This is a genomic window from Pseudomonas sp. L5B5 (assembly GCF_020520285.1).
Lineage (GTDB): Bacteria > Pseudomonadota > Gammaproteobacteria > Pseudomonadales > Pseudomonadaceae > Aquipseudomonas.
Map to the genome: position 1 here is coordinate 148,134 of NZ_CP084742.1, position 23,985 is coordinate 172,118.

19 protein-coding genes are annotated in these 23,985 nt (G+C 65.2%); 13 read left to right on the forward strand and 6 right to left on the reverse strand.

The window, feature by feature from the left end; all coding sequences use genetic code 11:
* The 3 genes from LGQ10_RS00575 to LGQ10_RS00585 all read right to left on the reverse strand — a co-directional run bounded on the left by LGQ10_RS00575 (position 1) and on the right by LGQ10_RS00585 (position 4,323).
* A complete protein-coding gene (locus LGQ10_RS00575) occupies positions 1-1,740 on the reverse strand; it encodes a dipeptidase (RefSeq protein WP_226524320.1) in 1,740 nt (579 codons plus the stop codon).
* A gap of 209 nt (positions 1,741-1,949) precedes the next feature.
* The gene (locus LGQ10_RS00580; protein WP_226524321.1) at positions 1,950-3,194 is read right to left on the reverse strand and encodes a saccharopine dehydrogenase family protein; all 1,245 of its coding nucleotides are present in this window, start codon (positions 3,192-3,194) and stop codon (positions 1,950-1,952) included.
* Between the two features lie 31 nt (positions 3,195-3,225).
* Positions 3,226-4,323, reverse strand: coding sequence for a carboxynorspermidine decarboxylase (locus tag LGQ10_RS00585; protein WP_058436801.1), 1,098 nt, complete (start codon positions 4,321-4,323; stop codon positions 3,226-3,228).
* A gap of 245 nt (positions 4,324-4,568) precedes the next feature.
* On the opposite strand from LGQ10_RS00585, the gene LGQ10_RS00590 reads away from it, so the two are divergent.
* The 8 genes from LGQ10_RS00590 (at position 4,569) to LGQ10_RS00625 (ending at position 15,002) form a co-directional block, all read left to right on the forward strand.
* On the forward strand, positions 4,569-6,512 hold the full coding sequence (locus tag LGQ10_RS00590; protein ID WP_226524322.1) for a PAS domain-containing sensor histidine kinase: 1,944 nt from the start codon (positions 4,569-4,571) through the stop codon (positions 6,510-6,512).
* A 208-nt stretch (positions 6,513-6,720) separates the two neighbouring features.
* Positions 6,721-8,034 carry a flavin-containing monooxygenase gene (locus LGQ10_RS00595; protein WP_226524323.1) on the forward strand — a complete coding sequence of 438 codons (1,314 nt, stop codon included), beginning with the start codon at positions 6,721-6,723 and terminating at the stop codon, positions 8,032-8,034.
* Positions 8,034-8,444, forward strand: a complete 411-nt coding sequence (locus LGQ10_RS00600; RefSeq protein WP_058436803.1) for a RidA family protein — start codon at positions 8,034-8,036, stop codon at positions 8,442-8,444. The genes LGQ10_RS00595 and LGQ10_RS00600 overlap by 1 nt, the downstream gene beginning before the upstream one ends.
* 70 nt (positions 8,445-8,514) lie before the next feature.
* On the forward strand, positions 8,515-9,192 hold the full coding sequence (locus LGQ10_RS00605) for a DUF1028 domain-containing protein (protein WP_058436804.1): 678 nt from the start codon (positions 8,515-8,517) through the stop codon (positions 9,190-9,192).
* Complete coding sequence (gene argE / locus LGQ10_RS00610) at positions 9,185-10,348, forward strand: acetylornithine deacetylase (RefSeq protein ID WP_058436805.1); 1,164 nt, start codon at positions 9,185-9,187, stop codon at positions 10,346-10,348. Before LGQ10_RS00605 ends, argE begins: the two co-directional genes overlap by 8 nt.
* A gap of 228 nt (positions 10,349-10,576) precedes the next feature.
* Positions 10,577-12,067 carry an aldehyde dehydrogenase gene (locus LGQ10_RS00615; protein WP_226524324.1) on the forward strand — a complete coding sequence of 497 codons (1,491 nt, stop codon included), beginning with the start codon at positions 10,577-10,579 and terminating at the stop codon, positions 12,065-12,067.
* A gap of 92 nt (positions 12,068-12,159) precedes the next feature.
* The gene (locus LGQ10_RS00620) at positions 12,160-13,605 is read left to right on the forward strand and encodes an APC family permease (RefSeq protein WP_226524325.1); all 1,446 of its coding nucleotides are present in this window, start codon (positions 12,160-12,162) and stop codon (positions 13,603-13,605) included.
* Positions 13,602-15,002: an aspartate aminotransferase family protein gene (locus LGQ10_RS00625; RefSeq protein WP_226524326.1), complete on the forward strand. Its 1,401-nt coding sequence runs from the start codon at positions 13,602-13,604 to the stop codon at positions 15,000-15,002. The genes LGQ10_RS00620 and LGQ10_RS00625 overlap by 4 nt, the downstream gene beginning before the upstream one ends.
* Before the next feature lie 91 nt (positions 15,003-15,093).
* Here the strand turns inward: LGQ10_RS00625 and LGQ10_RS00630 are convergent, their stop codons facing one another.
* Both LGQ10_RS00630 and LGQ10_RS00635 read right to left on the reverse strand, forming a co-directional pair.
* Entirely contained in the window at positions 15,094-16,227 is a 1,134-nt protein-coding gene (locus LGQ10_RS00630; protein ID WP_058435761.1) for a branched-chain amino acid ABC transporter substrate-binding protein, read from the reverse strand.
* A gap of 101 nt (positions 16,228-16,328) precedes the next feature.
* Positions 16,329-17,567 carry a methionine gamma-lyase gene (locus LGQ10_RS00635; RefSeq protein WP_058435762.1) on the reverse strand — a complete coding sequence of 413 codons (1,239 nt, stop codon included), beginning with the start codon at positions 17,565-17,567 and terminating at the stop codon, positions 16,329-16,331.
* 123 nt (positions 17,568-17,690) lie between these two features.
* On the opposite strand from LGQ10_RS00635, the gene LGQ10_RS00640 reads away from it, so the two are divergent.
* Positions 17,691-18,170 (forward strand): Lrp/AsnC family transcriptional regulator, encoded by a 480-nt coding sequence (locus tag LGQ10_RS00640; RefSeq protein ID WP_058435763.1) that lies wholly within the window; start codon positions 17,691-17,693, stop codon positions 18,168-18,170.
* Between the two features lie 12 nt (positions 18,171-18,182).
* On the opposite strand, the gene LGQ10_RS00645 is transcribed toward LGQ10_RS00640, so the two are convergent.
* Positions 18,183-19,097, reverse strand: a complete 915-nt coding sequence (locus tag LGQ10_RS00645; RefSeq protein ID WP_058435764.1) for a LysR family transcriptional regulator — start codon at positions 19,095-19,097, stop codon at positions 18,183-18,185.
* Between the two features lie 105 nt (positions 19,098-19,202).
* On the opposite strand from LGQ10_RS00645, the gene LGQ10_RS00650 reads away from it, so the two are divergent.
* From LGQ10_RS00650 to LGQ10_RS00665, 4 genes are all read left to right on the forward strand, one after another.
* On the forward strand, positions 19,203-20,948 hold the full coding sequence (locus LGQ10_RS00650) for an amidohydrolase (RefSeq protein WP_226524327.1): 1,746 nt from the start codon (positions 19,203-19,205) through the stop codon (positions 20,946-20,948).
* Positions 20,949-21,173: 225 nt separating this feature from the next.
* On the forward strand, positions 21,174-22,229 hold the full coding sequence (locus tag LGQ10_RS00655; RefSeq protein ID WP_226524328.1) for a sugar phosphate isomerase/epimerase family protein: 1,056 nt from the start codon (positions 21,174-21,176) through the stop codon (positions 22,227-22,229).
* Positions 22,230-22,254: 25 nt separating this feature from the next.
* Positions 22,255-23,142: an alpha/beta fold hydrolase gene (locus LGQ10_RS00660; RefSeq protein ID WP_058433397.1), complete on the forward strand. Its 888-nt coding sequence runs from the start codon at positions 22,255-22,257 to the stop codon at positions 23,140-23,142.
* A 139-nt stretch (positions 23,143-23,281) separates the two neighbouring features.
* Positions 23,282-23,887: a TetR/AcrR family transcriptional regulator gene (locus LGQ10_RS00665; RefSeq protein ID WP_058433398.1), complete on the forward strand. Its 606-nt coding sequence runs from the start codon at positions 23,282-23,284 to the stop codon at positions 23,885-23,887.
* The last annotated feature ends 98 nt before the right edge of the window (positions 23,888-23,985 follow it).

Sequence of the window (23,985 nt, forward strand, 5' to 3'; positions counted from 1 at the left end):
TCAGAGCTTGGGCAGCTGGCCGATGCGCCCCATCATTTCGGTGACGATCTGCAGGTCCAGCAAGAACTGGTCCACGGTCTTGAACTCGTTGTCGGTGTGGCCGGTGTACTTGACCTCGGGCCGCGCCAGGCCGAATTGCACGCCGTTGGGCAGTTCATGCACCGAGGTGGCGCCGGCGGATGTCCCGAACTTGTGCGCCATGCCCAGGTTCTCGCTGGCCACGTCGAGCAGGGCCTTGACCCATTCACCTTCGGGGTTGCGGTACATCGGCGCGGCGACCGAGGTCGTGAACTGCACCGCCACCTGGTTCTTCTTGCTCCAGGCTTGCAGCTTGTCGGTGATCTGCGTCTTCAGCAATTCTGGAGCCTTGCCCTTGGGCACTCGCAGGTTCACGGCGATCTTCAGGGCCTTGTCATCCAGCCCGACCAGGGTCGGTGAGGTGGTCAGGGGGCCCATGAAGTCATCCGAGAAGTCCACGCCCAGCTTCTTGCCCAGGTAGTCCAGGCCCCAGTTGTCGGCGCCGTAGCGCGCGGCATCGGTGAACTGGTTGTGCTTGAGCGCGACCTGGCCCTCCAGGCCGTTGATGAAGTCGAGCATCCGCGCCACTGGGTTGACCCCGGACTCGGGCTCGGAGGAGTGGGCGGACACCCCGGTGACGGTCAGCAGGACGTCCTTGCCTTCCACCCGGGCGTCGATCTTGAAGTTGCCGCCGTTGCGCTTGACGTATTCGGCCCCGGCCTTCTGCAGGCTTGCCACCAGCTCGGCCGGCTGGTCGGTCACCAGGGTCGCGACCGAGGTGGAAGGGATCTGGTTGGTGGCCAGGCCGCCGGTCAGTCCGGTGATCTGCGCGCCCTTGCCCTCGGCGGCGCGCTGGGCGAAGGTCGCCATCACGGTGCCGTAGCCTTTCTCGGCGATCACCACCGGGTAGCCGCCGTCGAGCGCCAGGTTGTAATTGGGCACCGGATTGCGCTCGAAGTAGTAGGGGATGGCATCGCCACTGGTTTCCTCGGTGGTGTCCACCAGCAGCTTGAAGTGCCGGGCCAGGGGCAGCTTCTCTTCCTTGATGATCTTCATGGCGTAGAGCGCCACCACGATGCCGTTCTTGTCATCCTCGGTGCCGCGACCGTACATGCGATCGCCGATCAGCGTGACCTTGAATGGATCGAGGCGGGTGCCGTCCTGCAGCACCCAGTTTTCCGGGGTGACCGGCACGACGTCGGCATGGGCATGGATACCTACTACCTCATCGCCGCTGCCGGGGAGGGAGATCTCGTAGACGCGGTTGTCGACATTGCGAAAGTCCAGGCCGAAGCCTTGGGCCAGGCCCTTGATCTTGTCGGCGATCTTGAGGAACTCGGGGTTCTTGTACTGGGGCAGGCCATCGATGTTGAAGGTCGGGATCTCCACCAGTTCACGCAGGGTCTGGGTGGCGGCCTTGCCGTATTTCACCCGGGCATAGAGGCCCAGCAGGCGATGGATCTCATTTTGCTGTTCGGCTGAAAGCGTCTTGCCGGCCAGGAAGCCGTCGATGGCCGGGGCCAGGTGGGCGCTCTTGCCCGGTTCGCTCTTGGCAACGTCGCCGAGGAACTGCTGGAAATCCTTCACCGAGGCGTCATTGAAGCTCTTGAGGATGGCTGCGCTCTGCTGCGGGGTGATGTTGGCCTGGGCGACGTTGGCAAACGTCGAGAGACTGGCGAGCATCAGAGTGGCGGTAGCCAGGTGCTTGAGGGAAAAGTCCATGACGCAGGGCATTCCTTTGCAGAAGGTGGGGAGGAAGTGTCTGATCGATCAGACATGAACCTTGCCAAGCTAACACTGCACAGGAGGACTGCGGGAGCCCCGGAAAGCGGAACTGTCGCACAGAAATGCAAAAGCGGCGCACAAACGAAAGATACGGGGATGGAGGGCAGGGGGCGCCGCGCCGGGCGCCCCCTGCTACCGGGACTGCGTCAGATGACGGCGTCCCATGCACGGTCGCCGTGCTCGTCCTTGATGCGGGTCGGCAGGCCCATCACGTCCAGCGCCTTGAGGAACGGCTCGGCAGCCAGCTCCTCGACGTTGACCATGCGTTGCACGTCCCACTCGCCACGGGCTACCAGCAGGGCGGCAGCGACTGGCGGTACGCCTGCGGTGTAGGAAATGCCCTGGCTATCGGTCTCGGCATAGGCCTCTTCGTGATCGGCCACGTTGTAGATGAACACCTCGCGAGGCTGTCCGTCCTTGGTGCCCTTGACCAGGTCGCCGATGCAGGTCTTGCCGGTGTAGCCCGGGGCCAGGGAGGCTGGATCGGGCAGCACGGCCTTGACCACTTTCAGTGGCACCACTTCCAGGCCTTCGGCGGTCTTGACCGGCTGCTCGGAGAGCAGGCCCAGGTTCTTCAACACGGTGAACACGTTGATGTAGTGCTCGCCGAAGCTCATCCAGAAGCGCACGTTGGGCACTTGCAGGTTCTTGGACAGCGAGTGCACTTCATCGTGACCGGTCAGGTACAGGTTCTGCGAGCCCACCACTGGCAGGTCGTCGGTACGCTTGACTTCGAACATGGTGTTGCTGGTCCACTGGTTGTCCTGCCAGCTCCATACCTGTCCGGTGAATTCGCGGAAGTTGATTTCCGGGTCGAAATTGGTGGCGAAATACTTGCCGTGGGAACCGGCATTGACGTCGAGGATGTCGATCGAATCAATGCGGTCGAAATGCTGTTGCTTGGCCAGGGCGGCATAGGCATTGACCACGCCCGGATCGAAGCCCACGCCCAGGATGGCGGTGACGTTCTTCTGCTGGCATTCCTCGAGGTGCTTCCACTCGTAGTTGCCATACCACGGCGGGGTCTCGCAGACCTTGCCCGGCTCTTCGTGGATCGCGGTGTCCAGGTAGGCCACGCCGGTGTCGATGCAGGCGCGCAGCACCGACATGTTGAGGAACGCGGAACCGACGTTGATGACGATCTGCGATCCGGTCTCGCGGATCAGCGCCTTGGTTGCTTGCACATCCAGAGCGTCAAGCGAGAAGGCCTGGATGTCGGCGGGCACCTTGAGGCTGCCCTTGGCCTTTACGCTGTCGATGATGGCCTGGCATTTGGAGATGTTGCGCGACGCGATAGCAATACGACCAAGTTCGTCGTTGTGCTGCGCGCACTTGTGGGCCACCACCTTGGCGACACCTCCTGCACCAATGATAAGAACATTCTTCTTCAATTTACTTACTTCTCCTTAATTACCTGCCCGTTCAGGAAAGGCTGGACAGGTAGTCTTCGAAACCAAACTCGCGAACCACTTCGACGTTACCATCGAGTTGTTTCACGACGATGGACGGCATTTTCAGACCGTTGAACCAGTTTTTCTTGACCATGGTGTAACCCGCCGCGTCAACGAACGACAGTCGATCGCCGATGGCCAGCGGACGCTCGAATTGATACTCGCCGAAGATGTCGCCCGCCAGGCACGACTTGCCGCAGACCATGTAGGTGTGCTCGCCATCGTTTGGGGCCATCTTGGCGTCGAGGCGGTAGATCAGCAGGTCGAGCATGTGCGCTTCGATGGAGCTGTCGACCACCGCCAGATGCTTGCCGTTGTACAGGGTGTCGAGCACGGTCACTTCCAGCGAGGCGCTCTGGGTGATGGCCGCTTCGCCCGGCTCCAGGTACACCTGTACGCCGTATTGTTCGGAGAAGGCCTTCAGGCGCGCGCAGAAGGCGTCCAGGGCATAGTCTTCACCGGTGAAATGGATGCCGCCGCCGAGGCTGACCCACTGCACCTGGTGCAGCAGGTGGCCGAAACGCTCCTCGATGGTGCCGAGCATCTGGTCGAACAGGCCGAAGTCGCCGTTCTCGCAGTTGTTGTGGAACATGAAACCTGTGATCTGCCCGATCACCTGTTCGATCTTGGCCGGGTCCCACTCGCCCAGGCGGCTGAACGGACGCGCCGGGTCAGCCAGCAGGTAGTCCGAGCTGCTCACCTGGGGGTTGACCCGCAGGCCGCGGACCTTGCCTTCGGACTGTTCGGCGAAACGCTGCAGCTGGCCGATGGAGTTGAAGATGATCTTGTCGCAATTTTCGAGCATTTCCTCGATTTCATCGTCAGCCCAGGCCACGCTGTAGGCATGGGTCTCGCCGGCGAACTTCTGGCGGCCCAGCTTGAGCTCGTACAGCGACGAGGAGGTGGTGCCGTCCATGTACTGCTGCATCAGGTCGAACACCGACCAGGTGGCGAAGCACTTGAGCGCCAGCAGTGCCTTGGCCCCGGACTGCTCGCGCACATAGGCGATCTTCTGCAGGTTGGTCAGCAGCTTCTGTTTGTCGATGAGGTAATAAGGCGTCTTGATCATTGGGCGATCTCCGGCAGGGCCAGCCAAAAAGGTACGCATTGTGCCTACAGTGCCCACAGATCGAAAGCTCGGAAATGTATTTTCGCCGGACGGCCGCCTGCGCTATTGCGTCGCAGGCCAATGCATGCGAAGAGGGACTGGCTGCAGACCGTGGGCGAGCCTGTCAGCCCCGGGCGTGCGGGGTGGCGCCGAAATGGCGGCCGGACGTGCACGCGTTCATCACACCCTCAATAACGGAAACCGCCATGAGTGATCAGCCAGCGCCTCGCAATCCCCTGAACGACGACCGGTTTCGCCTGCTGGTCGAGGCGGTGGTGGACTACGCGATCTACATGCTCGATCCAGAGGGCCGGGTCGTCAGCTGGAACAGCGGCGCCAGGCGCTTCAAGGGCTACCAGGAAGCGGAGATCCTCGGTGCGCACTTCTCCTGTTTCTATACCCCCGAGGATCGCCAGGCCGGGCTGCCCGGACGGGCGCTGGCCATCGCTGTCGACCAGGGGCGTTTCGAGGGGGAAGGCTGGCGGTTGCGCAAGGACGGCTCGCGTTTCTGGTGCCATGTGGTGATCGATCCGATTCGCGACCCCGACGGCCAGTTGCTGGGGTTTGCCAAGATCACCCGCGACATGACCGAGCAGCGGCATGCCGAACAGACGCTGAAGCAGAGCGAGCAGCAATTTCGCCTGCTGGTGCAGAGCGTGACCGACTATGCGATCTACATGCTCGACCCCGAGGGCCACGTCAGCAGCTGGAACCCGGGGGCCCAGCGGATCAAGGGCTACGCGCCCGAGGACATCATCGGCCAGCATTTCTCGCTGTTCTATACACCCCAGGACCGGGCCGCTGGCGAACCGTGCAACACCCTGGACATCGCCGTGCGCGAAGGACGCTTCGAGAAGCAGGGCTGGCGCATGCGCAAGGACGGCACGCAATTCCTGGCCCATGTGGTGGTCGACCCGATCCGCGCCGACAACGGCGAGCTCCTGGGTTTCGCCAAGATCACCCGGGACATCAGCGAGGTGGTCGCCGCCCAGAAGGAGCTGGAGACAGCTCGCGAAGCCCTGTTCCAGTCCCAGAAGCTGCAAGCCATCGGCCAGCTCAGCGGCGGCATTGCCCATGACTTCAACAACCTGCTGACGGTGATCCGCGGCAACCTCGAATTGCTGCACAAGCGCATCGGTGATGACCCCAGGCTTTCACGCCTGGTGGACAACGCACTGCTGGGCACCGAGCGCGGCGTCACCCTGACCCAGCGCATGCTGGCCTTCGCCCGGCGCCAGGAGCTCAAGACCGAGGCCGTGGACCTGTGCCAGCTGGTCGGCGGCCTCGAGGGCCTGCTGCGCAGCTCGGTGGGACCCCAGGTGGCGATACGGTTCGATGTGCCGCAGGGGTTGCCGGCCGTGCTGGTGGATGTCAACCAGCTGGAACTGGCGTTGCTCAACCTGGTGGCCAACGCGCGCGACGCGATGCCCGCTGGCGGCGGGATCCATGTGAAGGCCCGGGTCCACGGCGCCACCGAGCAGAGCCAGCCAGCCTACGTGTGCCTGGCGGTGATCGACAGCGGCGAAGGCATGGACGAGCAGACCCTGGCCTGCGCCACGGACCCTTTCTTCACCACCAAGGGCCTGGGCAAGGGCACCGGGCTGGGGTTGTCGATGGTCCATGGCCTGGCCGAGCAACTGGGAGGGCGGTTGGTACTCACAAGCTGCAAGGGGCAGGGCACCACCGCCGAGCTCTGGCTGCCCCTGGCCACCCAGGACGAACTGAGCGTGGGCGAGGAGCCGGTGCACGATTCAAGGCCGGTCTCCAGGCCCCTGTGCGTGTTGCTGGTGGACGATGACGCGCTGGTGCTCAACAGCACCACGCTGCTGCTGGAGGACCTGGGCCACCGGGTGATCCGTGCGGCTACCGGCGACCAGGCCCTGGAGGCTTTTTCCGTGCATCCGGAGATCGAGTTGATGGTGACCGATGTGGCCATGCCACGCATGGATGGTGCGCAGCTGGTGGAAGCCGTTCGCCGGCTGCGACCGGACATTCCCGTCGTGCTGGCCACCGGATATGCCCGGCACCTGGCAGAGACAGTGAGCGGGCTGCCGCGGCTGCTCAAGCCCTACACCCAGGGGCAACTGGTGGCGGCCCTGGCCCAGGCAATGGCCGCCGATGCCTCGCAGGTTCCCGACGCGGGCAATTGAGGCGCTCCGGCGCCGTGGCGCCCCCCGTGCAGGGCCTGGCACCGCACGGCGGTGCTGCCTCGTTTTTTGCTAGCCAGGGAGCACATATTTAGTAATTTTCCTTCGCCAATACCTGTCGCACCATCTGCGCATCCGACTTACACCCGGGTTCTGAAACAGGGCGCCAAGCCTTCCGCTGGTGCCCGTCGTCTCGCAGAAGGACACAGACATGAGCGTTGAACAACTACACGTGGACACCCTGGTGGTGGGTGCCGGCCAGGCCGGCGTGGCCATGAGCGAACACCTGGGCAGGCTCGGCGTGCCGCACCTGGTGCTGGAGCGCAATCGTATCGCCGAGGCCTGGCGCACCGGTCGCTGGGATTCCCTGGTGGCCAACGGGCCGGCCTGGCACGACCGTTTCCCGGGCCTGGAATTCGACCTGCACCCGGACGCCTTTGCCGCCAAGGACCAGGTCGCGGACTATTTCGAAGCCTACGCCCGCCAGATCGACGCGCCGATCCGCACGGGCGTTGAGGTGCGCAAAGTCCAGCGCAACGTTGGCCGCCCGGGCTTCACGGTCGAGACCTCCGCGGGCTCGATCCAGGCCAATCGAGTGGTGGCGGCCACCGGGCCATTCCAGCGCCCGGTGATTCCGGCGATCGCACCGGCCCAGGGGCGGGTCATGCAGATGCACTCCGCCGATTATCGCAATCCCGGGCAGTTGCCCGAGGGGGCGGTGCTGGTGGTCGGGGCGGGGTCTTCCGGGGTGCAGATCGCCGACGAACTGCAACGTTCGGGACGCCAGGTCTACCTGTCGGTCGGCGCCCATGACCGGCCGCCGCGCGCCTACCGCAATCGCGACTTCTGCTGGTGGCTCGGGGTGCTGGGAGAGTGGGAGGCGGAGATCGCCAAGCCCGGCCGCGAGCATGTGACCATCGCCGTCAGTGGCGCCCGCGGCGGCCAGACCATCGACTTTCGCGCACTGGCGCAGCAGGGCATCACCCTGGTGGGCCTGACCAAGGCCTTCGACGGCGAGCGGGTCAGCTTCCAGGCCGACCTGGTGGACAACCTGGCCCGGGGCGACGAGAACTACCTGGCCCTGCTGGATGCGGCAGATGCCTACATTGCCCGCAACGGCCTGGACCTGCCGCTCGAGCCCGAAGCCCGGCGACGCCTGCCGGACCCGGACTGCGTCAAGCAGCCGATCCTCGAGCTGGACCTGCAGGCCGCCGGCATCGGCTCGATCATCTGGGCCACCGGTTATGCCGTGGACTTTTCCTGGCTGCAGGTCGACACCTTCAGCGAGCAGGGCAAACCGTTGCACCAGCGTGGGGTGTCCCGCGAGCCGGGGATCTATTTCCTCGGCCTGCCCTGGCTGGCCCGGCGCGGCTCGTCGTTCATCTGGGGCGTCTGGCACGACGCCAAGCATGTCGCCGACCACATCGCCACCCAGCGCAAGTACCAAGCCTATGGTGCTGTCCCGGCCAGCCCGGTGCAGGCCGAACCGCCCGTCCATACCCTGAATTCCGTGGGAGCCCGTTGATGCCAGTCCATACCCGTATCCGCATGTTCAACACCAAGGACACCTACCCCAACCAGTCCCTGGACAACGACCTGTGCCAGGCGGTGCGCGCCGGCAACACGGTGTACGTCCGGGGCCAGGTGGGCACCGACTTCGACGGCCAGCTCGTGGGGCTCGGCGACCCGCGAGCCCAGGCCGAGCAGGCAATGAAGAACGTCAAGCAACTACTGGAAGAGGCTGGCAGCGAGCTGGCCCATATCGTCAAGACCACCACCTACCTCACCGACCCGCGCTATCGCGAACCGGTCTATCAGGAAGTGGGCAAGTGGCTCAAGGGTGTGTTCCCGATCTCCACCGGCCTGGTGGTCTCGGCCCTGGGCCAGCCCCAGTGGCTAATGGAGATCGACGTGATTGCGGTCATTCCCGAGTGACCGATGTGCTTTGGTTAGTGGCGGTGCCTGCCGGCCCGCCCCGCAGGCCCCTGTGGGCCAAGGAGTTGCCATGACTTTTTCCATCGTTGGGCGTTGCGCCGAAACCGGCCAGCTGGGTATCGCCATCAGTTCGTCGAGCATCGCCGTGGGCGCTCGCTGTCCCTGGGTCCGGGCGGGCGTGGGGGCGGTGGCGACCCAGAACGTCACGTTGCCGGCCCTCGGCCCGCAGATCCTCGATTTGCTGGAGAGCCACAGGCTCGAACCGGCCGTGGCCCTGGAACGGGCCCTGGGCAGCAATGGCTGGAGCCAGTACCGCCAGGTCGCGGTCATCGACGGCCAGGGCCGCACCGCATTGTTCAGTGGCCAGCAAGCCCTGGGCACTCACCATGCCCTGGCCGGCGAGCAGTGTGTGGCGGCCGGCAACCTGCTGGCCGGCACGAACGTCATCGAGGCCATGGTCCGGGCCTTCGAAGGGACCGCTGGGCTTCTCGCCGAGCGCCTGCTGGCGGCGATGCAAGCAGCCATGGACGCCGGGGGCGAGGCCGGGCCGGTGCATTCGGCGGCACTGACGGTGGTGGATGACCTGACCTGGCCCATTGTCGACCTGCGGGTGGACTGGGCCGAGGAGGACCCCATCGGCCAACTGAGCGGCCTGTGGCAAGCCTATCGTCCGCAGATGCAGGATTACGTGACCCGGGCCCTGGACCCGACGACGGCGCCCAGCTACGGAGTGCCGGGCAATGAGTGACGTGTCGAGCCGTGAGTTGCTGGCGCGGCTGGTGGGGTTCGCCACGGTTAGCCGTGATTCCAACCTGGAACTGATCACCTTCATCCGCGACTACCTGGCGGGCCTGGGGGTGGACAGCGAGCTGATCTACAACGACCAGCGCACCAAGGCCAACCTGTTCGCCAGCATCGGGCCGACCGACCGCGGCGGCATCGTGCTCTCCGGCCACACCGACGTGGTGCCGGTGGAGGGCCAGGCCTGGACGGTCGATCCGTTCGTGTTGAGCGAGAGTGAAGGGCGCTTGTACGGCCGGGGCACGGCGGACATGAAGGGTTTTATCGCCGCCGTGCTGGCGGCGGTTCCGACGTTGCTCCGGTGCCGGTTGCGGCTGCCGGTGCACCTGGCCTTTTCCTATGACGAGGAAGTGGGGTGCCTGGGCGTGCGGCCCATGCTCGAGCGGTTGCAGGCACGAGCGCACAAGCCGGTGTTGTGCCTGATCGGCGAGCCCACCGAGTTGCGTCCGGTGCTGGGGCACAAGGGCAAGCTGGCCATGCGCTGCCAGGTGCGCGGGGCTGCCTGCCACTCGGCCTATGCACCCTATGGGGTGAATGCGATCGAGTATGCGGCGCGGCTGATCGGCAAGCTGGGGGACATCGGCACGCGCTTGGCGCAACCACAGTGGCATGACCGACGTTTCGACCCGCCCTTCACCACGGTGCAGACCGGCACCATCAAGGGCGGTCGGGCGCTGAACATCGTGCCGCAGGACTGCGAGTTCGATTTCGAGATCCGCACCCTGCCGGGTTACGACGCCCAGGAGGTGGTGGATGAGCTGCACCGTTATGCCCGGGAGCAGTTGCTGCCCGGGATGCAGGCCGTGCAGGCCGATACCTCCATCGGCCTGCAGCCCTTGAGCGCCTATCCGGGGCTGGCCACTGCACCCGACAGCGAGGCTGCGCAGGTGCTGGCGTTGCTCAGCGGCTCGCAGGAATTCGGCACCGTGGCCTTTGGCACCGAGGGCGGGCTGTTCCATGAAGCGGGCATCCCCACGGTGGTCTGCGGGCCCGGCAGCATGGACCAGGGCCACAAGCCCGATGAGTTCATCAGCCTGGAGCAACTGGCGGCCTGTGATGCGCTGTTGCTGCGCCTGGCCAACTGGTTGACACACGCGGCCTGAACCCGCCCGTGCCGGTGCATCTGACAAGCCCCCGGCTGCCTGCCGCTGGGGGCTTTCGGCTGCCCGCAGGGGCTCTGGAACAGGCCATTGGCGCTCGCCTGGCTACAGAGTTTTTTCATGGGTCTGGAGCATATTTTTAGTATTTTTCCTCCGGCCCCGAGTAACGCACCATCGCCTTGAATCCCTATAACAACCAGGCCGTCGCAACGGCCGACGAGGGCATGCAGCGTGTTCGATCTCGGTTACTGGCAGCAGCGAGCTGCCCAACAGACATTCATTGACCAGGCGCTGATTGGGGGGCGTCGCTTGTCGGCGAGTTCCGGCGCCACGTTCGACGCCATCAATCCCGCCACCTGTCACGTCCTGGCCCGGGTCAGCGCCTGCGGCGTTCATGAAGTGGACCTGGCGGTGGCCAGCGCCCGCCAGGCTTTTGAGTCCGGCCCCTGGGCCCGCATGGCACCCGTGCAGCGCAAGCAGGTGCTGTTGCGCCTGGCCGAGCTGCTGCTCGAGCATCGCGAGGAGCTGGCCCTCCTGGATTCGCTGAACATGGGCAAGCCGGTGATGGAGGCCTGGAGTGTCGATGTGCCCGGTGCGGCCAACGTCTTTGCCTGGTACGCCGAAAGCATCGACAAGCTCTACGACCAGGTCGCTCCGGGGGCTGCCGACCGCCACGTGAGCATCCGCCGTGAAGCCCTGGGGGTGATTGGCGCGGTGGTGCCCTGGAACTACCCGCTGGACATGGCCGCCTGGAAGCTGGCGCCGGCCCTGGCGGCAGGCAATTCGGTGGTGCTCAAGCCCGCCGAGCAGTCGCCGTTCTCGGCCCTGCGCCTGGCCGAGCTGGCCCTGGAAGCCGGTGTGCCGGAGGGCGTGCTCAACGTGGTGCCGGGCCTGGGCACCGAGGCCGGGCGCGCCCTGGGCCTGCATCCGGACGTGGACTGCCTGGTGTTCACCGGGTCCACCGAAGTGGGCAAGTACTTCATGCAGTACTCGGCGCAATCGAACCTCAAGCAGGTCTGGCTGGAGTGCGGCGGCAAGAGTCCGAACCTGGTATTCGCCGATTGCCAGGACCTGGACCTGGCCGCCGAGAAGGCGGCGTTCGGCATCTTCTACAACCAGGGCGAGGTGTGCTCGGCCAACTCGCGGTTGCTGGTGCAGCGCAGCATCCATGACGAGTTCGTCGAGCGCTTGCAAGCCAAGGCCCGGGGCTGGCAGCCGGGCAACCCCCTGGACCCGGCCAGCCGCGCCGGAGCCATGGTCGATGCACGCCAGACCGCCAGTGTCATGGCGCATATCGAGGGCGCCCGGGAGCAGGGGGCGCAGTGGGTCTGTGGCGGCCGGCGTTTGCAGATCGACGGCAGCGACAACTACATCGAGCCGACCATCTTCAGCGGCGTTGAGCCACACATGGCCATCGCTCGCGAAGAGGTATTCGGCCCGGTACTGGCGGTGACCCCGTTCGACGGCGAGGAGCAGGCCATTGCCCTGGCCAACGACAGCCCCTACGGCCTGGCCGCCTCGTTGTGGAGCGATGACCTGAACCGTGCCCATCGAGTGGCCCGGCAACTGCGGGTCGGCACGGTGTCGGTCAATACCGTGGATGCCCTGGACGTCACCGTGCCTTTTGGCGGTGGCCGCCAGTCGGGATTCGGTCGTGACCTGTCGCTGCACGCCTTCGACAAGTACACCCAGCTGAAGACCACCTGGTTCCAGCTGCGCTGAACAGCGCTCGATGCCTTGCGGTGCCTCGCCGGTGCCGCCGCGCCTGCCGCTCGGGTGGCAGGTTCACAACAATAAGAAGAGGAGTACGTGGCATGACTGCAAAAGTCTTGGACGGGGCCGCAGGTCCCGTCGCCCAGGGTGGCTTGCGCCGGGTCCTGGGCCTGGGTTCGCTGGTCTCGGTGGCCGTGGGCCTGGTGGTGTCCCAGGGGGTGATGGTGCTGATGCTGCAAGGGGCGGGGATGGCCGGGCTGGGCTTCTTCATCCCGTTGCTGCTGGGCTACCTGCTGGCCCTGACCTATGCCTTGTCGTTTTCCGAACTGGCGTTGCTGGTGCCCCGCGCGGGCAGTCTCAGCAGCTACACCGAGGTGGCCATCGGGCATTTTCCGGCGATCTTGGCGACGTTCTCCGGCTACATGGTGGTGGCGATGTTCGCCTTGTCCGCCGAATTGCTGCTCCTGGACCTGATCATTGGCAAGGTCTATCCCGGCGTGTTGCCGCCCATGGTGGTGGCCTATGGCGTGCTCGGCACCTTCACCTTGCTCAACCTGCTGGGCATCGACGTGTTCGCCAAGCTGCAGTCGGTGCTCGCGGTGGTGATGGTGGTGATCCTGCTGATCCTCGGCCTGGGCGCCGTCAGCAGTCCCCAGGCGGACTGGCAGCTGCCCCTGGAACAGGGGTGGAACCCCATGCAGCTCGGGGCACTGGCCCTGGTGGCGATGGCCATCTGGGGGTTCGTCGGGGCCGAGTTCGTCTGCCCGCTGGTGGAGGAAACCCGGCGTCCGGAACGCAATATCCCGCGTTCGATGATCATTGGCCTGAGCCTGATCTTCCTGGTGATCAGCCTGTATTGCCTCGGCGCGTTGCTCTGTGTCCCGCGTGAGCAACTGGCGGGTAACCCGCTGCCGCACTTCCTGTTCGCCACCACGGTGTTCGGTGAAGCCGGCAAGGCGTTCCTGGTGGGGGCGGTGGTCACCGCCACCTGCAGCACCATCAACTCGTCGCTGGCCGCATTGCCCCGGATGCTCTACGGCATGGCCCAGAACGGCCAGGCCTTTCCCCAGTTCAAGCGGCTGAGCGCACGGACCCGTACGCCCTGGGTCGCGGTGCTGTTCATCGCCGCCATCACCGGCCTGCCGGTCCTGGTGATGGGCCAGGACCCGGATTCCGTCAGCCTGCTGTTGCTGTCGGCAGCCCTGGCCTGGCTTTTGGCCTACATCATCGTGCACATCGACGTGATCGCCCTGCGCCGGCGCTACCCCGATGCGCCCCGGCCATTCCGCTCGCCGTTCTATCCCTGGCCCCAGGTGGTGGGCATCGGCGGCATGCTGTTTGCGATCTATCACGCTTCGCCGGCGCCGGAGATGACCGCGCGAATCTTTGGCAGTGCCGGCGTGGTACTGGGGATCATCGCGTTGATCGCCTTGCTCTGGGTCAAGCTGGTGATGCACAAGCCGCTGTTCGTCCCCGAACCCCTGGTATCCGCCGTACCGGCAACCTCTACCGATGAATCCACCTACCGTGCAGGAGAACGACCATGAGTGCTTCCACCCCCCGCCCGCAACGCAGCACACGGGACTATCAGGAGCTGGATGCGGCGCACCACATCCATGCCTTCCTGGACCAGAAGGAACTGAACGCCGAAGGCCCGCGGGTGATCGTCCGCGGCGAGGGCCTGCAGCTCTGGGACAACGACGGCAAGCGCTACCTGGACGGCATGTCCGGCCTGTGGTGCACCAACCTGGGTTACGGGCGCAAGGACCTGGCCGCCGCGGCCACGGCCCAGCTCGAGCAATTGCCGTACTACAACATGTTCTTCCACACCACCCACCCGGCGGTGGTGGAACTGTCCGAACTGCTGTTCAGCCTGTTGCCGGCGCACTACAGCCACGCCATCTATACCAACTCCGGCTCCGAGGCCAACGAGGTGCTGATCCGCACCGTGCGTCGCTACTGGCAGATTCTCGGCCAGCCACAGAAGAAGGTGATGATCGGCCGCTGGAACGGTTATCACGGCTCGACGCTCGCGGCCACCGCACTGGGCGGCATGAAGTTCATGCACGAGATGGGCGGGCTGATCCCGGATGTGGCGCATATCGACGAACCCTACTGGTTTGCCCACGAAGGCAACTTGAGCCCGGCCGAATTCGGCCTGCGTTGCGCTCGCCAACTGGAGCAGAAGATCCTCGAACTGGGAGCCGAGAACGTTGCCGGGTTCATCGCCGAACCCTTCCAGGGAGCGGGTGGCATGATCTTCCCTCCGGAAAGCTACTGGCCGGAAATCCAGCGCATTTGCCGCCAGTACGACGTGCTGCTGTGCGCCGACGAAGTGATCGGCGGTTTCGGTCGTACCGGCCACTGGTTCGCCCATGAGCATTTCGGGTTCCAGCCCGACACCCTGTCCATCGCCAAGGGCCTGACCAGCGGTTACGTGCCCATGGGCGGCCTGGTGCTGGGCAAACGCATAGCCCAGGTGCTGGTGGACCAGGGCGGAGTGTTCGCCCACGGCCTGACCTATTCCGGGCACCCGGTGGCGGCCGCCGTAGCCATCGCCAACCTCAAGGCGCTGCGTGACGAAGGCGTGGTCGACCAGGTTCGTGACGACACCGGCCCCTACCTGCAGCACTGCCTGCGGGAGGTGTTCGGCAACCATCCGTTGATTGGCGAGATCCAGGGCACCGGCCTGGTGGCAGCCTTGCAGTTCGCCGAGGACAAGGCCACTCGCAAGCGTTTTGCCAACGAGAACGACATCGCCTGGCGCTGTCGCACCCTGGGTTTCGAAGAGGGGGTGATCATTCGTTCGACCCTGGGCCGGATGATCATGGCGCCGGCGCTGGTGGCGACCCGGGCGGATATCGACGAGCTGGTGGACAAGACCCGGCGCGCGGTAGAGCGCACGGCGCAGGAGCTTGAATCCGCAGCGTTGCCCCGGGCCTAGGACCCAGGTGAAAGGTGCCGGCCAGGACGGCCGGCACCCGCTGTTGACCGGTGATGCGCAAGCCTGGCATCACCCGGCCAGCCTGGCGCGGTCAGAGGCCGGCGCTTTCCACGGCGGCCGTCTTCGGCTTGCCGTAGTGCCATTCGTAGACCACGAACTTGAAGTCTTTCAGGTCGCCTTTTTCATCGAAGCTCAGGTCGCCGGTCGGGGTGCTGAAGGTGCCCTTGTGGATCGCTTCGGCGACTTTCTCCGGGTCTTCGCTCTTGGCTGCGGCAATCGCCCCGGCAATCACTTGCACCGCCGAGTAGGACGGCAGCACGAACGGGCCGCTGGGGTTTTCCTGCTTGGCCTGGAAGGCTTCCACGAGGGCCTTGTTGGCCGGGTCCTGGTCGAAGGACTTGGGCAGGGTCACCAGCATGCCTTCGGACGCATCCTTGGCGATCTGCGAGATCGAGTCGTTGCCCACGCCCTCAGGCCCCATGAAGCGGGCGGTCAGGCCCTTTTCCTTGGCCTGGCGCAGCAGCAGGCCCATTTCCGGGTGGTAGCCACCGAAGTAGACGAAGTCGACATTGGCCTGCTTGAGCTTGGCCAGGATCGAGGAGTAGTCGCGCTCGCCGACGTTGATGCCTTCGAACATCGCCACCTTGATGCCTTCCTTGCCAAGGATGTCCTTGACCGAACTGGCGATGCCTTCACCGTATTGCTGCTTGTCGTGCAGGACCGCGACATTGGCCGGTTTCAGCTGGGCGATGTAGCGTGCCGCAGCCGGGCCCTGGGCGTTGTCCAGGCCGATGGTGCGAAACACCATCTTGTAGCCGCGCGAGGTCAGTTCGGGGCTGGTCGCGGCCGGGGTGATCATCACGATGCCTTCGTCTTCATAGATGTCCGAGGCTGGCTGGGTGGAGCTGGAGCACAGGTGCCCGACCACGTACTTGACACCGTCATTGACCACCTTGTTGGCCACGGCCACCGCTTGCTTGGGGTCGCAGGCATCGTCGTATTCAACGGCTTCGAGCTTCTTTCCGTCGACGCCGCCCTTGGCGTTGATCTGCTCGATGGCCATGCGCGCGCCGCTGAACTGCATGTCACCGTATTGCGCCACCGGGCCGGTCTTGGCCCCGGCGATGCCGATCCGGATGGTGTCGGCGGCCAGGGAATGGCAGGCGAGGCCGGCGAGGATCATGGCGCTGAGCAGTTGGGTGGCTTTGTTATTGATACGACTCATGGATTGTTCCACTCCTGTGGGTAACGGTTCTAAGGGTGTTGCAGGTACTGCGTGGATGGCCGGTTCTGTGGCCATCCGGAGGATCAGTTGTCGGGGTCGGGTCAGGGCAGCGCCTTGCCGAAGGCCACCGCCGGTTGCGTCGCAGCGCAGGCCTCCAGGGCCTGGGCAAGGTCGCTCAGCAGGTCGTCGATGTCCTCCAGGCCTACCGAGAGGCGCACCAGGCCCTCGGCGATGCCGTGCTCTGCGCGCTCCTCGGGGCTGTAGGTGGAATGGGTCATGCTCGCCGGGTGCTGGGCCAGTGATTCGGCATCCCCCAGGCTCACCGCACGGCTGAACAGTTGCAGGGCATTCATGAAACGGGTGCCGGTGGCCAGGCCGCCCTTGAGCTCGAAGGCGATCATGCCGCCGGGCAGTTTCATTTGCTGCCTGGCCAGGGCGTACTGGGCGAAGGAGGGCAGGCCAGGGTAGGCCACCCACTGCACCAGTGGATGCGACTCCAGGTAGCGCGCCACGGCCAGGGCGTTGGCGCAGTGGCGGTCCATGCGCAGGGTCAGGGTCTTGAGGCCGCGCATCAGCAGGAAGGCATCCTGGGGCGACATCACGGCCCCGGTCAGGTCCTTCAGGCCTTGCAGGCGGATCTTCTGCGCCAGCTCCTGGCGGGTGACGACGATGCCGGCGGTGATGTCGCCATGGCCGCTCAGGTACTTGGTGGCCGAATGCAGCACCAGGTCGGCGCCCAGCTCCAGCGGGCGTTGCAGGTAGGGCGTGCAGTAGGTGTTGTCCACCACCAGGGTGATGTTCGAGTGCTGGCGGGCGATGCGGGCCACGGCGGCGATGTCCACCAGTTGCATGTTGGGGTTGGCCGGCGACTCGAAGTAGATCACCCGTGTGGCGGGGCCGATGGCGGCCTGCAGCTCATCCGGCCGGGCCATGTCCACGTGGCGCACCTTGACCCCGAACTCGCCCAGGCCATGGTGCAGCAGGGCGAAGGTGCAGCCGTAGAGGGTGCGGTTGACCAGGATCTCGTCCCCCGGGCGCAGCAGGGTCCACAAGGTCGCGGCGATGGCGCCCATGCCGGAGCCGAAGGCCACGCCGGCCTCGCCGTTCTCCAGGTCGGCCATGCGTGATTCCAGCAGGGCGAGGGTCGGGTTGCTGATGCGGGTGTAGAAGTAGCCGGGTTCCTCGCCGGCAAAGCAGCCGGCGCCATATTCGGCGGTGGCGAAGGTGAACGTGGACGTCAGGTAGATCGGTGGGATCAACGCGCCCTGGTGCTGCTGCGGGTCGTAGCCGTGGTGAATGGCACGGGTGGAAAAACCAAGGTCACTGTTTTTATTGTTCATGGTGGACGCTCCGGATTTGCTCTAATGCTATGCTCAAATCCGGCGCAATATTTTCTAATCTGGCCCCTTAAAAGCGCGTGGATTGGAATAAAAAACCATAAAAACAAGAGAAAGAGGCAAAATATGCCCGCTGGCCTGGATCGTACCGACAAAGCCCTGCTTGTCGCCCTGCAAGACAACGCGCGACTGACCACCGCCGAGCTGGCCGACAGTGTGGCGCTCACCACCTCGCCCTGCTGGCGCCGGGTCAAGCTCCTGGAAGAGAGCGGGGTAATCACCGGCTACCAGGCGATCCTCTCGCCCAAGGCCCTGGGCTACGGGGTCACCGCCTTCGTCAGCGTGATGATGGAATCCCACTCCCGGGAGACGGCCCGGGCCTTCGAGCAACGGCTGCTGGACATCCCGGAAATCATCGCCTGCCATAACGTTTCCGGGCGTTATGACTTTCTCCTGGAAGTGCTGGCCAAGGACCTGGAGTCCTTCGGCGAGTTCGCCCGCGAAGTGCTGCAGACCCTGCCGGCGGTGAAGGAGATCTACTCCAGTTTCTCGTTCAAGTCGGTGAAGCCGGCGCGGTTGATCCCGGTGTTGCACCCTGGCGCCTGACGACTGCCCGCCTCAATGCAGCTGGTGCTGGTCCAGGTAGTGTTTCAGGCATTCGATGAACGCCCGATGCTTGCGGGTATGGCGCCGATGGGCTGGGTAGATCGCATGGATTCGCGGCCCGAACTGCTCGGGATCGAGCACGGCTTCGGGCAGCAATTGCACCAGTTCGCCACGTTGCAGATAGGGCGCCGCGCTCCACTGTGGGCAAAGTTGCAGGCCCAGGCCCGCCAGCAATGCGCCGAACAGGAAATCGTAATTGTCGCTGGCCAGCCGCGGCGCCGGCTGGGGCACCCGGTGCTGCTGTCCATCGAGGGAAAAACGCCAGAAATGCGGGTTCAGTGCCGGATGACGGAAGATCAGCCAGTCATGCTCGGCAAAGGTCTGCGGGGTCACGGGCAGGGGGTTGCGCTGCAGGTAGCGCGGGCTGGCGCACAACAGGATGCGATTGGCGGTCAGCGGCCGGGCGATCAGGTCCGGCAGGTCCACCGGGCCGTCGCGCACGGCCAGGTCGTAGCCGCCCCCGAGCAGGTCGACGAACGCATCGGTCAGCTCCACGTCCAGGTGCATCAGCGGGTATTGCTCAAGGAAGCGATAGCACACCGCATTGAGAAAGGCCGGGGCGAAGGAGGGCGGCGCCACCAGGCGCAAGGTGCCGCACATCTGCTGCTGCAACTGGTCGATGTCCTCCTGGGCCTGTTGCAGTTGGCCCAGCACCTGGCGGGCACTGGCCAGGTAGATCAGTCCGGCTTCGGTCAGGGCGATCCGCCGCGTGGAGCGTTCGAACAGACGGGTGCCCAGCTGGGTCTCCAGGTGCGTCACAGCCTTGGTCAGGGCCGAGGTGGTCTTGCCCATGCAGGCGGCGGCGCGGGTGAAGCTGCCCTGGTCGGCGGTGGTGACGAACATGGTGATGGCGCCCAGCTGATCCATGGAGTCTTGCCTCTTTGGAAAGAATGAGTTGCTCGGCGCAGTATTCTTAAAACCCCCTCGGGTTGGCTAGTCTCTGGCCCATTCTGACCCTGGGAGCCCACAACAATGAACAACGCTCTGAAGATCACGCTGGCCTCGACGCTGGCTTTTGCCTCGCTGCCAAGCCTGGCGGCGGTGGACCTGCTGCTGCACAACGGCAAGGTGTTCACCGCCGAGCGGGGCCAGCCCCTGCAACAGGCGGTGGCGGTGGAGCAGGGCAGGATCGTCCGCGTCGGCAGCGACGCCGAGGTGCTGGCGCTCAAGCAGGCGGACACCCGGGTCGTCGATCTGCAGGGCAAGGTGCTGATGCCGGGATTCATCGATAGCCACAGCCACGCGATCTTTGGGGGGCTCAAGCTCAAGGCCGCGGACCTGGACAGCCGGCAACTGCCCGTGGACGAACTGGAACAGCGCTTGCGGGGCTGGCGCGACGACGGCAGGGCACGCCATGGCGACACCCTGAGCGTCAGCGGGTTTCCTTCCACCTACTGGAGCCAGGTGGACGCACTGGAACAACGCTTCAACCAGGGCGAGTGGGCGAATACGCCGATCCTGTTCGTCGGTTGGGACTACCACACCGGATGGGCCAACCGCGCCATGCTCAAGCGTGCCGGTATCGATGCCCAGCGGGTCAAGTCGCTCACGGGCGAGGCGGTGGCCACCATCGGTCATCATCCCGACGGCACGCCCAATGGCTTCGTGGCCGATGCCGGGCTCTCGGCGCTGACGTCCCTGGTACCATCGCCGAGCTTCGAGCAGATGGTCGACGCCGGCCGTGCCGCCCGGGACCTCAACCACAGCCTGGGCATCACCGCCCTGATGGACCCGGCAGCCAACGCCGCACCGGGCGAGGCGATGTTCGCCATGCACCCCACCGCCCAGACCGTTGGGGTGCTCCCGGTGTACAAGGCACTGGCCGACAACGGCGAGCTGGACTTGCGGGTTGCCGCGCTGATGGTCGCCAACCCCAAGAGCCGGCCTGCGGATCTCGAGGTGCTGGACCAGGTGCGCCAGCAGTTCCTCGACGTGCCCAACCTGAGCATGCCGGGCATCAAGATCTTCGCCGACGGTGTCGCCGAATTCCCGGCGCAGACCGCGTCCTTGCTCACGCCCTACAAGAACTCGCAGAAGGGCGGAGAACTGCTGATCGACCCGGCGCATTTCGGCGAGCTGGTCAGTGCCGCCGACGCCCGTGGCTGGCTGGTGCATGTGCACGCCATCGGTGATCGCGCCGTGCGTGAATCCCTCAACGGCATCGAGCAAGCCCGGCGCGAGCGCCACAGTGGCGTGGTGCACTCGATCACCCACCTGCAGATGGTCAATCCCAGGGAATTCGCCCGTTTCAAGCCGCTGGACGTGATCGCCTCCATGCAACTGTACTGGGCGTCGGCCGATGAGCTGAGCATCGACCTGCTCAAGCCCTACATCACCGCGATGCAGTTCCAGTTCATGTACCCGGCGCGTTCGCTGTTCAAGAACGGCGCCACCATCGCCGGTGCCAGCGATTGGCCGGTGAGCACGCCCGAGCCGTGGAAGGCCATCGCCCAGGCAATCAGTCGCAAAGGCCCCAAGGGTGTGCTGAACAAGGAGGAGGGCATCGACCGTGAAACAATGTTCTACGCCTACACCCGCGACGCCGCCCGGGCCATCGGCCTGGAACGGCAGATCGGCAGCCTGGCCCCGGGCAAGCAGGCCGATTTGATCGTGCTGGACCGCGATGTGTTCCAGGTGCCCGAGGACCAGCTTGCCGGCACCCGGGTGCTGAGCACCTATTTCGCCGGGCGCGAGGTCTACAGCCGTCCGCCCGAGTAACCCTCGTCCCATTGCCCAAGCCAACCCGCGACGTCGATCGCGGGTTTTTTTTGCCCGGCTGGCACTGCTCTGCGATCAGGCTGCGAGCCTTGTTTCTTATGGACTTCAGGTTTTTTTGGGAAGAGTGGCCGGGCCCCTGGCAAGCCCATTTGTGCATCCGGTGATTGACGTTGGCAGCTGGTTGTCCCTATTCTTTGTCAATCAACAAACAATAGGAAGCATTCGATGAAAACCCTCAAGGGTCCCAGCCTGCACCTGGCGCAGTTCAGTGCCGACACCCCGCCGTTCAACGACCTGCCGGGCATCGCTCGCTGGGCTGCCGACCTGGGCTTCAAGGCGTTGCAGATTCCGGCATGGGACGAGCGGCTGTTCGATGTCGCCACGGCGGCGCACAGCCAGGACTACTGCGATGAGCTCAAGGGTCGACTGGCGGAACACGGCCTGGTGATCAGCGAGCTGACCACCCATATCTTCGGCCAGCTGGTGGCGGTACATCCGGCCTACGATGCGATGTGCGACAACTTCGCCCCCGAGGCCCTGCGCGGCAACCCCAAGGCGCGCACGGCCTGGGCCATGGACCGCATGCAACTGGCGGCCCGCGCCTCGCGGCGCCTGGGGCTGGATGACATGGGCACCTTCTCCGGGTCGCTGGCGTGGCCCTACCTGTTTCCCTTTCCCCAGCGCCCCGATGGGCTGATCGAGACCGCGTTCGCCGAGCTGGCGCGGCGCTGGCGGCCGATCCTCGATGCCTGCGACGAGCAGGGCGTCAACCTGTGCTACGAGATCCACCCCAGCGAGGACCTGCACGACGGCACCAGCTTCGAGCGCTTCTTCGATCTGGTGGATCGGCATCCGCGTTGCCACATCCTCTTCGATCCCAGCCACTTCGTGCTGCAGCAACTGGACTACCTGGCGTACCTGGATATCTACCACGAGCGCATCCGCATGTTTCACGTCAAGGATGCCGAGTTCAATCCCAGCGGGCGCCAGGGCATCTACGGCGGCTACAGCTCCTGGGTCGAGCGGGCCGGGCGGTTCCGTTCGCTCGGCGATGGCCAGGTGGATTTCAAGGCGATCTTTTCCAAGCTGGCGCAATACGACTACGGCGGCTGGGCGACCCTGGAATGGGAGTGCTGCCTCAAGGACCAGGAGGACGGCGCCCGGGAAGGCGTGGAGTTCATCAACCGCCACATGATTCGCGTCACCGAGCGGATCTTCGACGACTTCGCCGGCGCCCGCATCGATCGCCAGCAGATCAACGCCATGCTGGGCATCGCCTGACCCTTTCCCACAGAGACCGATACTGATGAATGCATTCACCGACAACACCCAGGCCCAGGCCAATGAGCTGACCCACCGCTACGTGCGCATCGACGGCCAGCGCATCCACTGCGTCAGCGCCGGCAGTGGCCGGCCAGTACTGCTGATTCCCGGCTGGCCGCAAACCTGGTACGCCTGGCGCGAGGTGATCCAGGCCCTGGCCGCCAGGGGTTTCCAGGCCATTGCCGTGGACCCGCCGGGCACCGGGCAGTCCGACCGTCCGGAGCAGGGCTACGACACCGGCGCCGTGGCCGATGTGCTGCACCGGGTGATGGAACAACTGGGGTTCGAACGCTACAGCGTGGTCGGCCATGACGTGGGCATGTGGGTCGCCTATGCCCTGGCCAGCGACCGGCCCGAGGCCGTGGAACGCCTGGCACTGACCGAGGCGGTAATCCCGGGGCTGGCCGAGGCGCCGCCGATCTTCGTCGAACCGGGGCAGAACATCTTTCTCTGGCACTTCATGTTCAACCAGCTGCGCGACCTGCCGGAGGCGCTGATCGCCGGGCGCGAACGGGTCTATCTCAACTACATCTTCGACAAGTGGTCCCATCGCCGCGAAGCGGTCGCCACCGAGGAGTACATCCAGGCCTATGCCGCGCCGGGTGGCCTGCGGGCGGGCTTCGCCTACTACCGGGCGATTCCCGAGACCGTGCGCCAGAACCAGCAGCGCGCCGAACGGATGCTCGACATGCCGGTGCTTGCCATCGGCGCCGAGCACGCCACCAACGATGCACCGCTGCTGACCTTGCAGGGCCGGGCCAGCAATCTGCGGGGCGCGATCGTGCCGGACTGCGGGCACTTCATCATGGAAGAGGCGCCAGAGGCTTTCCTCGCGCACTTGCTGCCCTTCCTCGAAGAGCAGGCAGGCTGAGCCGCGGCTGCCGTCCCCGGGCAGGGAAAATGGCCCGGGGACGGCTCAAATCTAATATCATTTCGTCGCGGCGCCCTGTGCCGACCGCCGATCGGGCTGTACCGGTCGCCTGCTCATCCTGACGAGATCCCCGACCCCCATGGCTGGAAGACCCCGCGAATTCGACCGCAACCAGGCGTTGCGCCAGGCGCTCGAACTGTTCTGGGCCCGTGGTTTCGAAACCACCTCCATGACCGACCTGGTGGCCGCGCTGGGTATTGCCTCGGCGCGCATCTATGCCGCCTTCGGCTCCAAGGAAGCGCTGTTTCGCGAAGCCATCGAACTCTACGAACAGGATGAAGGCGGTTTCGCCGATCGGGCCCTGGCCGAAGAGCCCAGCGCCCGCGCCGCCATCGCCCGCCTGCTCGACGAGGCCGTGCAACTCTATACCCGGCCCGGCCAACCCCTGGGCTGCATGGTGGTGTCGTCGGCGGTGAATTGCTCCAGCGACAACGACGGCGTGCGCCAGTGGTTGGCCGAGCACCGACGCGCACGCACGGCCAGCCTCGTCGAGCGGCTGCAAGCTGCAGTAGGCTCGGGAGAATTGGCGGGTCACAGTGATGCAACTTCTCTGGGGCATTACTACTCTACGGTGCTGCACGGGCTGTCGGTCCAGGCCCGGGACGGCGCCAGCGCCGAACAATTGCGCAAGGTGGTGGCCCTGGCCATGGGCATCCTGGATGTCGCACGCACCGAGCATTCCTAGCTAACCTGCGATTCATCATCCTTGACCCGATTGCCGTGGCCGCCAGACAGCGCTACCAGCCGGACAGGGGCCCCAGTTTTCGCCGGATCCGCGATCCG